13 protein-coding genes are annotated in these 14846 nt (G+C 64.0%); 9 read left to right on the top strand and 4 right to left on the bottom strand.

Features of this window, described 5'->3' with window-relative positions; all coding sequences use genetic code 11:
- The first annotated feature begins 83 nt into the window (after positions 1-83).
- Positions 84-2027, top strand: coding sequence for a methyl-accepting chemotaxis protein (locus QYE47_RS17070; protein ID WP_014589564.1), 1944 nt, complete (start codon positions 84-86; stop codon positions 2025-2027).
- Between the two features lie 93 nt (positions 2028-2120).
- Here the strand turns inward: QYE47_RS17070 and QYE47_RS17065 are convergent, their stop codons facing one another.
- Both QYE47_RS17065 and QYE47_RS17060 read right to left on the bottom strand, forming a co-directional pair.
- Entirely contained in the window at positions 2121-2900 is a 780-nt protein-coding gene (locus QYE47_RS17065; RefSeq protein WP_019438050.1) for a helix-turn-helix transcriptional regulator, read from the bottom strand.
- Positions 2901-2989: 89 nt separating this feature from the next.
- Positions 2990-4267: an acetyl-CoA C-acetyltransferase gene (locus QYE47_RS17060; protein WP_070383400.1), complete on the bottom strand. Its 1278-nt coding sequence runs from the start codon at positions 4265-4267 to the stop codon at positions 2990-2992.
- 117 nt (positions 4268-4384) lie between these two features.
- Here QYE47_RS17060 and QYE47_RS17055 point away from each other — a divergent pair, with 117 nt between their 5' ends.
- The 8 genes from QYE47_RS17055 to QYE47_RS17020 all read left to right on the top strand — a co-directional run bounded on the left by QYE47_RS17055 (position 4385) and on the right by QYE47_RS17020 (position 10638).
- Positions 4385-5737, top strand: coding sequence for a 3-oxoacyl-ACP reductase (locus tag QYE47_RS17055; protein WP_070383399.1), 1353 nt, complete (start codon positions 4385-4387; stop codon positions 5735-5737).
- Between the two features lie 2 nt (positions 5738-5739).
- Positions 5740-6591 (top strand): MaoC/PaaZ C-terminal domain-containing protein, encoded by an 852-nt coding sequence (locus tag QYE47_RS17050; RefSeq protein ID WP_070383398.1) that lies wholly within the window; start codon positions 5740-5742, stop codon positions 6589-6591.
- 76 nt (positions 6592-6667) lie between these two features.
- On the top strand, positions 6668-6973 hold the full coding sequence (locus QYE47_RS17045; protein ID WP_003255298.1) for a MazG-like family protein: 306 nt from the start codon (positions 6668-6670) through the stop codon (positions 6971-6973).
- Positions 6970-7719: a methyltransferase domain-containing protein gene (locus QYE47_RS17040; RefSeq protein ID WP_070383397.1), complete on the top strand. Its 750-nt coding sequence runs from the start codon at positions 6970-6972 to the stop codon at positions 7717-7719. Before QYE47_RS17045 ends, QYE47_RS17040 begins: the two co-directional genes overlap by 4 nt.
- Positions 7720-7741: 22 nt before the next feature.
- Positions 7742-8377: a DUF4136 domain-containing protein gene (locus QYE47_RS17035; RefSeq protein ID WP_014589558.1), complete on the top strand. Its 636-nt coding sequence runs from the start codon at positions 7742-7744 to the stop codon at positions 8375-8377.
- Positions 8378-8396: 19 nt separating this feature from the next.
- Entirely contained in the window at positions 8397-8966 is a 570-nt protein-coding gene (locus QYE47_RS17030; RefSeq protein WP_010951849.1) for a DUF4136 domain-containing protein, read from the top strand.
- A gap of 305 nt (positions 8967-9271) precedes the next feature.
- Entirely contained in the window at positions 9272-9742 is a 471-nt protein-coding gene (locus QYE47_RS17025) for a prepilin peptidase (RefSeq protein WP_010951848.1), read from the top strand.
- 119 nt (positions 9743-9861) lie between these two features.
- Positions 9862-10638 (top strand): response regulator transcription factor, encoded by a 777-nt coding sequence (locus QYE47_RS17020; RefSeq protein WP_026031901.1) that lies wholly within the window; start codon positions 9862-9864, stop codon positions 10636-10638.
- 72 nt (positions 10639-10710) lie between these two features.
- Here QYE47_RS17020 and QYE47_RS17015 read toward each other — a convergent pair whose 3' ends face one another.
- Positions 10711-12375: a ShlB/FhaC/HecB family hemolysin secretion/activation protein gene (locus QYE47_RS17015; RefSeq protein WP_070383396.1), complete on the bottom strand. Its 1665-nt coding sequence runs from the start codon at positions 12373-12375 to the stop codon at positions 10711-10713.
- A gap of 92 nt (positions 12376-12467) precedes the next feature.
- Positions 12468-14822 carry a peptidoglycan glycosyltransferase PbpC gene (gene pbpC / locus QYE47_RS17010; RefSeq protein WP_070383395.1) on the bottom strand — a complete coding sequence of 785 codons (2355 nt, stop codon included), beginning with the start codon at positions 14820-14822 and terminating at the stop codon, positions 12468-12470.
- Between the last annotated feature and the right edge of the window lie 24 nt (positions 14823-14846).

Below are 14846 nucleotides of genomic sequence, written 5' to 3'. Positions count from 1 at the left end.
GTTTTGGCTTCATAAAACCCGGATGCTGCCGATGTAGTTGCTACCTGCCTCGTGTGTCGAAAATAACAATTCCGGGAGCGTCGATGAGCATCAAACAGAAACTGACCTGGGCATTCGCGGTCATCGCCGGCTTGCCCATCGTTCTCGTAGCCACCCTGGTGGTCATCAACCTGCGCGGCGAAGCCCGCGACGGATTCCTCGACAGCAGCAGCCGGGAAATCCGCCAGGTCAGCAACGCGATGAACATCTTCTTCCAGGGGATCAACCAGAACGTCGAGTACATGGCTTCCCAGCCAATGGTTGCCGCCACGGGCAGCGAGCTGAACAAGTACATGAGCGCAACCCCGTCCTACGAACTGGGCGAGCAGGCCAGCAAAATTCTCGACTTCATGACTCGCCTGGCCAACTCACATCCCGCCTACGCCTACCTGTCCTACGGGGTGAATGACGGCGGCTACACCGGCTGGCCGGCCGGCCAGAAGTTTGTCAATTATGACCCACGCACGCGCCCCTGGTACCAACTTGCCATGGCCAACCCTGGCAAGACACTGCGTACCGGCGCCTACTACTGGGCCGCCGACGATGCGGTGCTGGTCAGCACCGTGCGCACCGTGGCCAACCAGCTGGGCAACCCCGGCGGCGTGGTCAACATCGACGTGTCGCTCAAGGGCCTGACCGAGATCGTCAAGCAGATCAAACTGGGCGAAAGCGGCTACCTGATGCTGGTGGAAAGCAACGGCAACGTGATGGTCGACCCGCGCGACGCCGCCCACAACTTCAAGCAGCTGGGAAGCTTTGGCGACGGTTATGCCAAGCTGGCCAAAGCCGGCAAAGGCCTGGTCGAGGTCGAACTCAATGGCGTGCACTACATGGCCAACGTCTACCCCGACCAGCAACTGGGCTGGACCTTCATCGGCCTGATCGAACAAAGCGAAGTGATGCAGACCACCACCCGGCTGACCTGGCTGATCGGCATCGTCGCTGTGGTGTTGGCCGCGCTGTTCGCGGTAGTCGGTGCGACCTTCGCCAAACTGATCGTGCGCCCGATCAACAGTGTTACCAATGGCCTGGAAGACATTGCCCAAGGTGAGGGTGACCTGACCCGCAACCTGGAAATCCGCGGCCGCGACGAAACCGCGCAACTGGCCAGCTGGTTCAACCAGTTCCTCGGTGCCATTCGCAGCCTGATCCAGCACATCGGCACGGCTGCCAGCAAGATCCTCAGCACTTCCAGCAGCTCGACCCGCGTCTCCAGCGACATGGCCGAGGCGGCCGGCCGCCAGCGCGAAGCCGTGGACATGGTTTCCACCGCTTTCCACGAAATGGTCGCCACCGCCAATGAAGTGGCACGGTCCTGCAGCCAGGCGGCGCAGTCGGCCGACAGCGGCCAGCAGCAGGCCCGCGAAGGGCAGCAACAGATCGATGCAGCAGTACACAGCGTTGATCGCCTGAGCCACGAAATCGAGCAATCGGCCCAGTCGATTCAACAGCTGGAGCGTGACAGCAACGCCATTCAGTCGATCCTCGGCACCATCCGTTCGATTGCCGAACAAACCAACCTGCTAGCCCTGAACGCCGCCATCGAAGCGGCCCGTGCCGGTGAGCAGGGCCGCGGCTTTGCCGTGGTTGCCGACGAAGTGCGGGCGCTGGCCAAGCGTACTGCCGACTCCACCGCCGAAATCGACGGTTTGCTGGGCAACCTGGCCAGCCGTACCGCCGAAGTGGCCGAGCAGATGCACGCCAGCCTGGAAGTGTCGCAGCAGTCGGTCAGCCGCATTGGTCTTGCCCGCGACAGCTTCGGGCAGATCCGTGAGTCGGTGGACGTGATCCGTGACATGAACACCCAGATCGCCACGGCAGCCGAAGAACAGCATCAGGTGGCTGAGGACATCAACCGGCACATCAGCCAGATTCACGGGGATGCGCAGTTGGTGGCCGAGCTGGCCCAGGCGGCGCGCCAGGACTCCGAGAGCCTGGCCGGGTTGTCCAATGAGCTGGATACGCTGGTGCGCAGGTTCCGCACCTGAAGTGTGGACTGTGCCGGCCCTTTCGCGGGTGGTAACGCGCCCCCCTGTAGGAGCGGGTTTACCCGCGAAGAGGCCGGCACAAGTAACCCTGAATTAAAGCTTCAACTCCCCCGGTGTTGCGCCAAACAGCTGCTTGAACGCCGCAATGTAGGCCGACGTGGAGTCATACCCACACCCCAGCGCCGCCTCGGTCACATTCTCCCCCGCCTCCAGCAACGCCAGCGACGACAACAGCCGCATGCGCTGGCGCCAATTACGAAAGCTCAACCCCGTCTCCCGCTGAAACAGCCGCATCAGCGTCTTCTCCGAACACCCCAGCTCCCGCGCCCATTGCTGTAAGGTCTGCGGCTTGTCCGGTGCAGCGATCAAGCCATTGCATAGCGCCAGCAAACCAGGATGGCGGGGCAAAGGCAGCGAGAACCCGACTTCCGGCAAGGTGCGCAACTGATCGAGCAGCACCGCTACCAGACGCGCCTCGGCGCTGTCACCCTCTGGGTAATCTGCCGGGAACAGGCAGAACTGCTTGATCAGCTCGCGCGCCAGCGGCGTGACTTCCAGCACTCGGCATTGTTCCGGCGCCCATGGGCAGGCATCGCGGCGCACATACAGGCTGCGCATCTCGGCTTGCATCGAGGTGATCACTTCATGCTCGGCATCGGCAGGGATCCATACCCCCCACTGCGGTGGGGCAAAGTAACTGCCGTCGCGTGTGTACACGCCAAGGACACCGCTGATGGCGTACGAGAACTGCACCCAGTCGTGCTGGTGACGAGTGGTCCACGAACCGGCGCCAAGGCTTTCGGCACGGGCGTAGAGAGGTCTGGGCAGGTGTTCCAGCGCGGGGATAGCGCGGGGGTGTCCGATCATCGGCATGGTATTTTCTTTTAGTTCTGACCAGACAAGCCTAACAGCTGGATCATGATCGAGGCACACGCCGCGTCTGCAGTTACCCTGGAGGTGCTTCAGCGCTCGACGATAACGGTCACCCCTTGCCCGCCTGCCGCACAGATCGAAATCAGCCCGCGCCCCTTACCCGCCGTCGCCAGCAGTTTGGCCAGGCTGGCCAATATCCGCCCACCGGTTGCCGCAAACGGGTGCCCGGCCGCCAGCGAACTGCCCTTGACGTTGAGTTTGCTGCGGTCGATGGCGCCAAGCGGCGCCTCCAGGCCCAACCGCTCACGGCAGTAATCGGCATCCTCCCAGGCCTTGAGCGTGCACAGCACCTGGGCAGCAAAGGCTTCGTGGATTTCGTAATAGTCAAAGTCCTGCAGCGTCAGGCCATTGCGTGCCAGCAAGCGCGGCACGGCATACACCGGCGCCATCAACAACCCTTCGCGCCCCGTGACAAAATCCACCGCAGCGGTTTCGCCATCGACCAGATAGGCAAGCACCTGCAACCCCTGCTGCTGCGCCCACGCCTCACTGCCCAACAGCACCAGCGAAGCACCATCGGTCAACGGCGTGGAATTACCGGCCGTCAACGTGCCCTGCCCGCTGCGGTCAAAGGCTGGTTTGAGTCTGGCCAACTGCTCAAGGCTAAGGTCGGGGCGCAGGTTGTTGTCCCGTGTCAGCGAAAGAAACGGCGTCAACAGGTCGTCCTGCCAACCCTCGGCATAGGCTGCGGCCAGCTTCTGGTGGCTAAGCACCGCCAATTCGTCCTGCTCGGCGCGGGCAACGCGCCAGGTGTGGGCCATGCGCTCGCAATGCTCGCCCATCGACAACCCCGTACGCGGCTCGCTATTGCGTGGTAGCTCGGGTTTCAGGTGGTGAGGCCGTAGCTTGAGGAAAGGCTTGAACCGCTCGCCAAGGCTTTTACCACGGTTGGCCTGCAGCAATATATGGCGCAAGCCTTCGTTGACGGCGATCGGCGCATCGGAGGTGCTGTCGACACCGCCAGCGATACCGCAGTCGATCTGCCCCAGGGCAATCTTGTTGGCCACCAGCAGCGCAGCCTCCAGCCCGGTACCGCAGGCCTGCTGGATGTCATAGGCCGGGGTCTGCGGTGACAGGCGCGAACCCAACACGCACTCGCGGGTCAGGTTCATGTCGCGCGAGTGCTTGAGCACCGCACCGGCCACCACCTCGCCCAACCGCAGCCCGTGCAGGTGATAGCGTTCGATCAAGCCTTCAAGCGCGGCCGTGAGCATCGCCTGGTTGCTGGCCGTAGCGTAGGCGCCATTGGAGCGGGCGAAAGGGATCCGGTTGCCGCCCAGAATCGCGACCCGGCGAGTTGAACGCATGCGCGTGTTCCTCCTGAAACAATTTGTTCGGTACAGCCTAGGTGTTTTTACCGCATTCGAACGACCCTGCCGCAAAGTTGGTCCACACTTTCAAGCTTGCCTTTCGGGAGACCCCTCATGAGCGATCGCTACCTCGGTTTTGCCAACTCCAATCTCGGCCGCCGCCTCGTGGATGCCCTTGGCCTGCCACACCCGGCGCCACTGGAGCGCTGGCAGGCTGGCCGCCTGCGGCCGGTGGAAGGTGCCCTGGTACTGGGTGGCGGGCCACTGGCGAAGCAGACCGAAGCCATCGCCCCGCGCCTCACTGACGAGGTATACAGCTTCAATGCCGACAACCTGCAGGCTGAAGCCTGGGTGGCCGGACTGGGGCCAAAAATCAAGGCCGTGGTATTCGACGCCAGTCACTTGTCCGACAGCGATGCACTGAAGCAGTTGCGTGAATTTTTCCAGCCGCTGCTACGCAGTCTGGCCCCATGCGCCCATGTACTGGTACTGGGCCGTGCACCGGAAGGCCTCGACGACCCACTGGCCAGCGTTGCACAGCGTGCCCTTGAGGGCTTCAGCCGCTCACTGGCCAAGGAACTGCGCAATGGCGCGACTGCCCAGCTGCTGTATGTCGCCCCCGGTGCCGAAGATCAGCTGGAAGGCGCCCTGCGCTTCTTCCTCTCGCCAAAGAGTGCCTTCATCTCTGGCCAGGTACTGCGCCTGCAAGCCTGCACCAGCCAGGTGGAGGACTGGACCCGCCCACTCGGTGGCCGCCGTGCGCTGGTCACAGGGGCTGCGCGGGGCATCGGCGCCGCCATTGCGGAAACATTGGCACGGGACGGCGCCGATGTGCTGCTGCTGGATGTACCGCAGGCCAGCCAGGACCTCGACGCCCTGGCTGCACGCCTCGGCGGCAAGGCACTGCCACTGGATATATGCGCGAGCGATGCGGCAACCCAACTGCTCGCGGCCTTGCCCGACGGCATCGATATCGTGGTGCACAACGCCGGTATCACCCGCGACAAGACGCTGGCCAACATGACGCCGGAATACTGGGACGCCGTGCTGGCCGTGAACCTCAAGGCACCGCAAGTGCTCACCCAGGCGTTGTATGACAACGGCGCGCTGGGGGAAAACGCACGCATCACCCTGCTGGCCTCGGTCAGCGGCATTGCCGGCAACCGCGGGCAGGCCAACTATGCCGCGAGCAAGGCCGGGCTGATCGGCCTGGCCCAGGCCTGGGCGCCACGGCTCGCCGAGCGCGGTGGCAGCATCAACGCCATCGCCCCCGGTTTCATCGAAACCCACATGACTGCAGCCATGCCCATGGGCCTGCGCGAGGCGGGCCGGCGCTTGAGTTCGCTGGGCCAGGGTGGGCGCCCGCAGGATGTCGCCGAAGCCATTGCGTGGCTCAGCCAGCCAGGGTCCGGGTCGGTCAACGGCCAGGTGCTGCGGGTGTGCGGCCAAGCACTGATGGGGGCTTGAACATGAGCCGACAATGGCACGACCTGCACAACCCGGCCGCCCGCGCCAGCCTGTACCTGCGCGCAGCCAGCAAACGTTCCATCAGCGGCGACCGGCTGCCGGACGATGGCCTGTGCTGTTTCATTCGGGTCCAGCCGGGCAATCTGGGGGCCTATCGAAGGCTTTGCCACTTTCCCGATGATGGCCGCCTGCCGGGGACCTATCCACATGTGATGGCGTTTGCCCTGCAATTGCAGCTGATGACGGCCGATGAATTCCCCTTCCCGCTGCTTGGTCTGGTACACCTGCACAACCGCATCGAAGTGCTGCGCCCGCTTGGTGCTGTCGAAGGGCTGCGCTTTGCGGTGTACGCGCACAACCTGCAGCGCCATGCCAAAGGGGGCACCTTCGACCTGGTCACCGAGGCTGAAGATGGCATCGGCCTGCTCTGGCGCGAGACCAGCCGCATGTTGGTGCGTGGCTTGGCCCTGGAAGGCGAGGCAAGTGAGCCCGCCGACCCTGAGCCTGGTCCGTTGCCCGAGGCCACCCGCTGGTACGCCGACAGTGATATCGGCCGGCGTTATGCCAAGGTGTGCGGGGATTACAACCCTATCCACCTCAGTGCCGTCAGTGCGCGGTTGTTCGGCTTTCCCACGGCCATTGCCCATGGCATGTGGACCAAGGCCATGGCCTTGGCCGCGCTGCGCGGGCACTTGCCGCACAGTGGCTATGCGTTTGAGGTGGACTTCCGCAAGCCGGTCAGGTTGCCTTCAGAGGTGGTGCTCAGTGCCAGTGAAGCGGGCCCTTCGGGCCAACTGCGCCTGGACGGGCACGGGGACGTGCTGCATATGGTCGGCCGTTGGGAGTGCCTGTAGGCCGGGCCTGTCCTGGCGGTATACGCTTGCTTTGCATCGGGCCTGGGCAGAAGCTATGCAGCAATAGGAGACCCCGATGAACCTGCAAGAACTCACCCAACGCCTGCATCAGATCCGCGATACCAATGACTGGCGCGGCTTCCACAGCCCGAAGAACCTGGCCATGGCCGCCAGCGTCGAAATGGCCGAACTGGTAGAAATCTTCCAGTGGCTGAGCGAGGACGAATCGCGCCAGCTGCCTGCCGACAAACTGGCCCACGCCGGCCAGGAAATCGGTGACGTGGTGCTCTATCTATTGCTGCTGTGCAGCGAACTGGGTCTGGACATGGACCAGGTGGTGCGTGCCAAGCTGGCCGACAGCGAGAGGCGCTTCGCCCGATGAACGACCGTCATTTCGATGAACTGGCCACCCGCTTTGCCGAAAAGATCTATGGCGGCGCCAAGGGTGCGATCCGCCTGGCCGTGCTGCAGGCCGACCTGGCCGAAGCGCTACCCGACCGCCCGCTACGCATCCTCGACATCGGCGCCGGGTTGGGCCACATGGCCTTGTGGCTGGCCGAGCGCGGCCACCAGCTGACCCTGGCCGAACCTGCGGCGCCCATGCTCGACGGCGCCAAGGCACGCTTTGCCGAAGCCGGCCAGACCGCGACCTTCATCCAGGCGCCCTGGCAAGACCTGCTCGGCCAGCTGACCGAGCGCTACGACCTGGTGCTCTGCCACGCCGTGCTCGAATGGCTGGCCGACCCCGAGAGCATCCTGCCGGTGCTGCACCAGCTCACGGCCCCCGACGGCTGGTTATCGCTGGCCTTCTACAACCGCGACGCCCTGGTCTATCGCAACCTGCTCAAGGGCCATTTCCGCAAGTTGCGCAGCAACCGGCTGGAAGGTGAAAAGCAGAGCCTGACCCCTCAGAAACCGCTTGATCCACGCGAACTCAAGGCGCAACTTGAGCCTATGTGGCTGGTTGAAAGCGAAAGCGGCGTGCGGGTGTTTCACGACTACATGCCCAAGGAATTCCAGGGCAAGGCCGAGCTGCTCGACCTGTTGGAAATGGAACTGGCCCACCGCCGCCACCCCACCTTCGCCGGGCTTGGCCGCTACCTGCACTGGGTCTGCCGCCCCCGCTAATCCGCCGCGCCGGGAGGAACACATGCCGTACCGTCTGTTGTGCCTGGCCCTGCTGCCCATTGCCCTGGCTGGCTGCCAGGGCAGCAACCCGTATGTGGCCAGCAGCCGCCCGTTACCACCGGCCCCCGCCCAGGCGGCCACCACCTTCGACGCCAGTGCTTACCCTGCGCCCGCTCGTGATTATGGGCACTACCGCAGCTGGAGCTGGCGCAACGGCCAGTTGCCCAGCGGCGCTGTCGATGCCGACCCGGCGCAACTGGCCGATGCCGTCAGCGGTGCGCTCGACCAGCATGGCCTGCGCCCCTCTCGCGCAGGCCCTGGCGACTTGCTGGTGAGCGCCGATATGCGCCTGGAAAAACGCTTGCGCCAAGTACGTGACTACGACACCTACGACCCCTACTACGGGCCGTATCCCTATGGGGGGGTCGGCTATGGCGGCTACCGCCACGGTTATGGAGGCTATGCCAGCGTGCCCATCGTGCGTACCTACGAGGTCGAAGTCCTGGTGGTGCGCATCGACCTGTACGACGCCCGCAGCGGCCAGCCGGTCTGGAGCGCCAGCGCCGAGAGCAGCAGCAACAAGGACTCGCCCCGCGAACGCGAAAGTGCCTTGCGCGACTCTGTGCACAAGGCGCTCAGCGGCTATCCTCCCAGTTAATAGCTAACGGAGAACCATCATGTTGCGCCGTCTCGTTCTACTGTCATTCGCGTTGTTGCTCGCTGCCTGCTCGAGCAACAACGTCCAGCAGGATTTCGATGCCAGCCGCGATTTTGCCGCCTACCGTAGCTGGGCATGGCAGGAGCCAGGCCTGCAGTACCGCCCGGATGACCCACGGATCAAGAGCGACCTCACCGAGCAGCGCATTCGCCAGGCGGTAGCAGACCAACTCGACCAGCGCGGCCTGCGCCCGGTACAAGGCGGAGCGCGGCCCGACCTGACAGTACGCACATACCTGATCGTAGAGCAGCGCCAACAACAGATCACCACCAACTACGGCGGTGGCTGGGGTGGCTACTGGGGCGGCTACTGGGGTGGCCCGATGTACAACGAAACCCGCAGTGTCGACTACAAGGTCGCCACCATCCAGGTCGACATGTTCGATGGGCGTGACGGCAAGCTGGTATGGCGCGGCAGTGCCGAGCAGATCATGAACAACTACCCGCCAAGCCCGGAAGAACGTAACAGCGCAATCCGCAACACCGTGGCCAAGGTGCTGGGCAACTACCCACCGGGCAGCAAAAAATAGCGTTGGAACGCGGCTTTTGCATGCACCGTGGCCCGGCGGGAGCGGGTTTATCCGCGAAGCAATTGGCCCGGTGCATGGCACCGGCTTCGCGGATGTTCGCGGGTGAACCCACGCCTACATAGATGGCGATTCCGAGTACGACTGCGTCACCGGCCTGGCCTGTGTCAGCTACGACAAAATCCATTCCACGCACGCCTTTTTTCCGATGCCAACCGCACTCCCCCGCACGTTCCCGTCTATCTTCTTTTAAGGAAACCTGACTGACCGGGTAGAAGTGTTCAACATTTGGGAAAGGCGACCTGCCAATGCAAAGCATTGTTCTCCTGCTGTGGCTTGCCTTGTGCTCCGAACAGGATGTGCGTCAACGCCAGATCTCCAACGTGCTGACCCTGGGGGCGGCTGGCTGCGCCCTGGCCTGGCTGTTCAGCACCGGTCACAGCTGGATAGGCGCCGAAGCCAGCGAGGCCGGTTGGGCGCTGGCCATCGTCATGCTGCTGACCCTGCCAGGCTACATGCTCGGCCGCTTCGGCGCCGACGACGTCAAGCTGATGGGCGCCCTGGCCCTGGCCACCAGCCCGCAATATGTGCTCGGCACCTTCATTGGCGCGGGTGTCACTGTACTGGTCTGGCTACTGACCCGCCGCCGCCTGTGGACTCTGCTCAACCCCAAGGTAAAGAAGCGTTTGCAGGCCCTGACCGAAGAAATGGGCGACAAGCAGGCATTCGTCCCCTATGTGTTATCAGGTTTTCTTCTAACGGCCGTATGGATCCAGTAAGCCTTCCAGTGGTCCGATAACCTGTACACGCCTTGTACATATTCGCTGAGTGCGACTATTTTTAAGCTGCCAGAGCGTCTGGCACGGGAGCAGGGCCGTACAAGAACAGGGAGTTGATTGTGTCCAGACCAGTGAGTGATGTAAAGGTGTTGGTGGTTGATGACCAACCGGTCATTGTCGAACAACTGAGTGAATTCCTCGAAACCAAGGGCTATACCTGCGTAACAGCCCTCTCGACCGACGAAGCGATCGAGCACTATGTGGCAGACCCTAGCATCGGCCTGCTCATCTGTGACCTGCACATGCCCGAACGGGATGGCGTCGAGCTGGTGCGCGCCTTGAAGGAGATCAATGGCAACAAGCGCATGTTCGAAGCCATCATGCTGACTGGGCGTGCCGAGAAACAGGACTTGATCCGCGCGCTACGCGAAGGTTTTGCCGATTACTACCAGAAGCCGATGGACCTCGATGAACTGCTGGCAGGCGTCCGCCGGCAGGAAGAGGCCTTGCTGGAGCGCCAGCGCAATCTTCGTGATCTGGGTGGGTTGAACCAGCGCTTGCAGGAACTGGCCGAGTCGGTGGACGAACTGTATCAGGACCTGGAAAAAGCCCGTGGCCAAGGCACCCACCGGCGTGCCAGTGATGCAGAAGAAAGCGAAAGCGAGCTGCCAGCAGCGTTCGAGAAGCTGTCACCACGCCAGCTGGAAGTGGCGCGACTGGTTAGCAAGGGCAAGACCAATTACCAGATCGCCTGTGAACTGGGCATTACCGAAAACACCGTGAAGCTCTATGTGTCTCAGGTATTGCGTTTGACGCATATGCACAACCGCACCCAGCTGGCTCTGGCGCTGACCCCCAGCTCGTCGCCCGTGCACCAGCGGTTCACGACCCATTGAGGAAGGCTCGGCACATCATTCTGGAGCGGCCTGCGCTGCGAGAGGCTGCTCCTGCAAGCCCATAGTTGCCTGCTACAACTGGATCGCCAGGTTCAACGACAGCCGAGGCCGACGGTCCAGGCTATCCAGCGCCACATCCGCCAACGGCTTGGCCACCTCCAGCGCCACATTGAACATATGCCCACCCCCTAACCGCACACCCAGCGCCACCGAAGCCAGATGGGCGTCCTCCACCGGTCCCCGGTTGTGCCAGGCCTGAGCGGTATCCACCACCGCATAGGGCTGAACCCGCGCAAGCCAGCTACTGCGCACGCTGTAGTTGAGCTCGTAGGCCACACCCCAACCCTTGTCACCGTCCGCCTGATCGCGCGGGTAACCGCGCCCGAAATTCTGCCCGCCAAACCCCGCTCGCTCGCTGTCGGGCAAGCGATCGTCACTCCAGTAAAACACCCCGGACACCACCCCCTGCCAGTTTTCCAACAGGGTGTCGCTCTGCAAACCGGAAAGCCGCAAGCGCAGGAAGTCGAGATCGTAGTCAGCATCGCTGCGTGCCCCCAGGTAGTCCAGCCCCTGATGGACCCCGGCACTGACGATACGCAAACGCCCCTGCTCCACCTTGCGCCAGTCACCTTCGAATGACAGCGCCCGCACATAGGTGTCGTACTTGCGAGACGGTGGCTGCTCGGCCATCCGGTCTTCATCATGCTCACTGACCGAGTACAGGTGGCCCTGCACCGCCAGCCACTCATTCGGCCTTACAACCACCGGCTGACGCAGGCCGATCGCATAGCGCTCACTGTCGTGCTCGCGGGTGATATCGCGGCCATCGTCCAAACGTATGCGCGTGCCGGGCTCGCTGCGGTAGCGCGACGCCGACAGCAGCAGTTGGCTACCGGCGGCGTCCAGGTACTGGCTGTAATCGAGACGCTGGTAGTAGACCCGGTCATTGCCAGGGGGCAGCAGCCAGCTGGCCGTGACGCGTTCGCCATGGCGGGTCTGGGCATTGCTGGCTACGGTGATCAGGGCCTGTGCAGCATCACGGCTGGAGTCGGCCACGGTCACAGCAGCGCTGAGCGGCGTGCGCCGCGCATGCACGGTCAGCCGGGCGACACCATCAGCAGCCCGCGCCACTGCCAGTTCGGCCTCTATCACGACCCCTGGCATGCGCGTAGCCAGGCCCAGATAGCGCTCCAGCGTTTCGCGGGTCAGTGGGCGCTCGGCCTCAATGCGCGCCAGCAACTGCTGCAAATACTCGCTTGCCGGCCCAATATCGCCGTCCACGCGGTAATCACGTACGTAACCTTCGACCAGCACCACGTTGACCCTGCCATCGGCCACATCCTGAGGAGGCAGGTAGGCATACGACAGCAAGTAGCCCTCCTGCCGGTAGCGTTGGGTCAGGCGCTGGGTGTATTGCTGCAATTCACCCAACGTGGTTTCGCGCCCGATCAGTGGCTGATAGTGTTCGCGCAGGTCGCCCAAGGGGAACACCGTGCCGCCCTCGAAGCGCACTTTATGCAGTACCAGCCGGGTGTTGGCCGGGGCCCAGTCGGGGTTTTCGATAGCCGCCCCGGCCAGCCGTATATGGGGGCTCACAGGGGAGTAATCCGTCATCGGCAGGTTGGCGCTGGGCAGACGCCGCTCGTATTCATGGCTGTCGAGAAACCCCGGCAACGGGTCGGCTTGGGCAGCAAGTGCCCAAAGCAGCAACATCAGGGGCACGACCAGAGGACGCATAGGGCACTCCATGTTCCCATGGGTTGCGGGGCACCAGCCGGTCACACCCGTTACTTGCAAGCGTAGGTGCTGGCCCGGCTGTCGTCGAACACCTACTCACTGACCTGGAACGCCACCCGCGCCGTCTGACCGCTTTCGTCCAGCGCGCTGAGTTCGGCCTGCCCGACCTGTGGCAAACGCAGCAACAGGCTGTCCTGCCCCTGGGTTTCCCCCAACGGCTGGCCGTTGAGAAACCACCAGCGCCGTCCACCACCACCCAAGGCAGAGACCTGCAATTGCAACGGTTCAGTGCTGGTGGCCGGGCGGCGCAGATTGTCGCCTGGGCGCACGCCGACAATCGACAGCGGTGGTGCACTGGCCGGCGCCTGCGGCGGGCAGGCCGGGTCGATGGCCGGCAAACGCGCCATGCGCCGCTCGACACGGGGTAGCCAAGGCTCCAGCGGCGCCGGCCACAGGGCGATGTCACGCGCCTTGGCGCCCGGGCAGCTACCATCGACCCGCAAGCCCTGCTCGTTGACCCACATTTTTTCGCGCAAGCCCAGGCCCAGCGGCTGGTCGGCTGCCTGCAAGGTTGGCGGCGTGGTGCCGTCCAGGGTCCATGCAAAGCGCTGACGCCGACAGTTGGTGTCCTGCTTGCTCATCGGCTGGCCCAGCGGCCAACAGATCGCCGCAACGCCGATATTCGCAGGTACCGGCGCTACCGGAACGCTGATGCCGCGTTGGCTGTCGCGATTGCTCAACAGATCGTGCACCTGCAACATCAGCGGCGCCGCCGACGCCAGGCCGAACTGCCCAGGCACCGGTGTACCGTCGGGGCGGCCAATCCATACACCGATCAGGTAACGCGGCCCAACACCAATCGACCAGGCATCGCGAAAGCCGTAGCTGGTGCCGGTCTTCCAGGCCAGTAGCGGGCGCTGCACAAGTTCGGCGTGCGGGTCGCGGTCCGGGCGCGCCTGGCCACTGAGGATACGCCGGATGATCCACGCCGCCCCCGGTGACAGCAACCGGTGCTCCACCAAGGGGGCCTGTGGCTGCAAGCGCACCTGCGCACTGTTGCCACCTCGCGCCAGCGCCGCGTAGCCGCCGACCAGGTCCTCCAGCCGGCTGCCGGCACCGCCCAGGATCAACGACAGGTTGGGCTCGGCAAGGGGGGGAAGTATCAACGGCATGCCTGCCATGCGCAGTTGTGCGGCAAAGCGTTTCGGGCCGTAGGCCTCCAGCAATTGCACGGCGGGCAGGTTGAGCGACAGGGCCAGCGCCGAGCTGGCCGACACCGGCCCACTGAAACCCATGGAGAAGTTGCCAGGGCGATAGTCGCCATAGCGTCGTGGAACATCCTGCAACAGCGATTCGGAATGGATCAGGCCATCGTCCAGCGCCATGCCGTAAAGAAACGGCTTGAGGGTGGAGCCGGGCGAACGTAACGAGCGCACCATGTCGACATGGCCAAAGCGGCGCTCATCAGACAAATCTATCGAGCCCAGGTACGCGCGCACCGCCATGCTCTGCGCTTCGACCACCAGAATGGCGGCCGAGGTACGCTCCGGCAGCCGTGCGCGCCAGCCCAGCAGCAAGTCTTCAAGGCGCCGCTGAAGCGCAGCGTCAAGCGTGGTACGGATCAGCGGCGGGCTGTCAGCGCTGTTCAGGCGCCGGGCCAACAATGGCGCCAGGGCCGGCTCCTGGCGTGGCGCCAACACCAGCGGCTCCTCGGCTGCCTCGCGAATTTGCCGGGTCGGCCATACCTGGTATTCAGCCAGGCGCTGCAGCACCTTGTCCCGGGCACGCTGGGCACGCTCGGGGTGGCGGTCCGGGCGCAGCCGGCTGGGTGCCTGGGGCAGCACGGCCAGCAGTGCCGCTTCGGCAGGTGTCAGGTGCAGGGGCGACTTGCCCAGGTACGCCCAGCTGGCTGCCGCCACACCCTGAAGCGTGCCGCCAAAAGGTGCGCGGTTCAGGTAGATCTGCAGGATGTCGCGCTTGGACAAGTGCCATTCCAGCTGTAAGGTGCGCCATAGCTGGCGCAGTTTGCCGACCAGGGTACGGTCGTGCGGGTCGAGCAGGCGTGCCACCTGCATCGACAATGTGCTGCCGCCCGACACGACACGCCCGCCGCGCAGGTTCAGCCAGGCCGCGCGGGCCAATGCCAGCGGGTTGACCCCTGGGTGGTTGTAGAACCAACGGTCCTCGTAAGTCAGCAAAGCCTGCAGGTAAAGCGGCGAAACCTCTTCAGGGCTTACGGGGTAGCGCCACACGCCATCAGCATCGGCAAAGCGCCACAACGGCGTGCCGTCTTCGGCCAGCACTACCCGGGCCAGGTCGTCACCCGGCAGCGGCAACGGCCAGACACGGTCAGCCAGCCAGAACAGGCCGCCGAGCACCAGCAGACTGATCAGCGTGGCACGCAACAACCTGCCCGCACGGCAGCGTGGTCGCGCTAAGCTTGGCATCGGGAACCGTCCTGGCCAGGTAAT

Source organism: Pseudomonas sp. 2,4-D, from assembly GCF_030418155.1.
Lineage (GTDB): Bacteria > Pseudomonadota > Gammaproteobacteria > Pseudomonadales > Pseudomonadaceae > Aquipseudomonas > Aquipseudomonas alloputida.
Note: the sequence above shows the minus strand (reverse complement) of the source record. Positions and strands in the feature narration are given on the sequence as shown.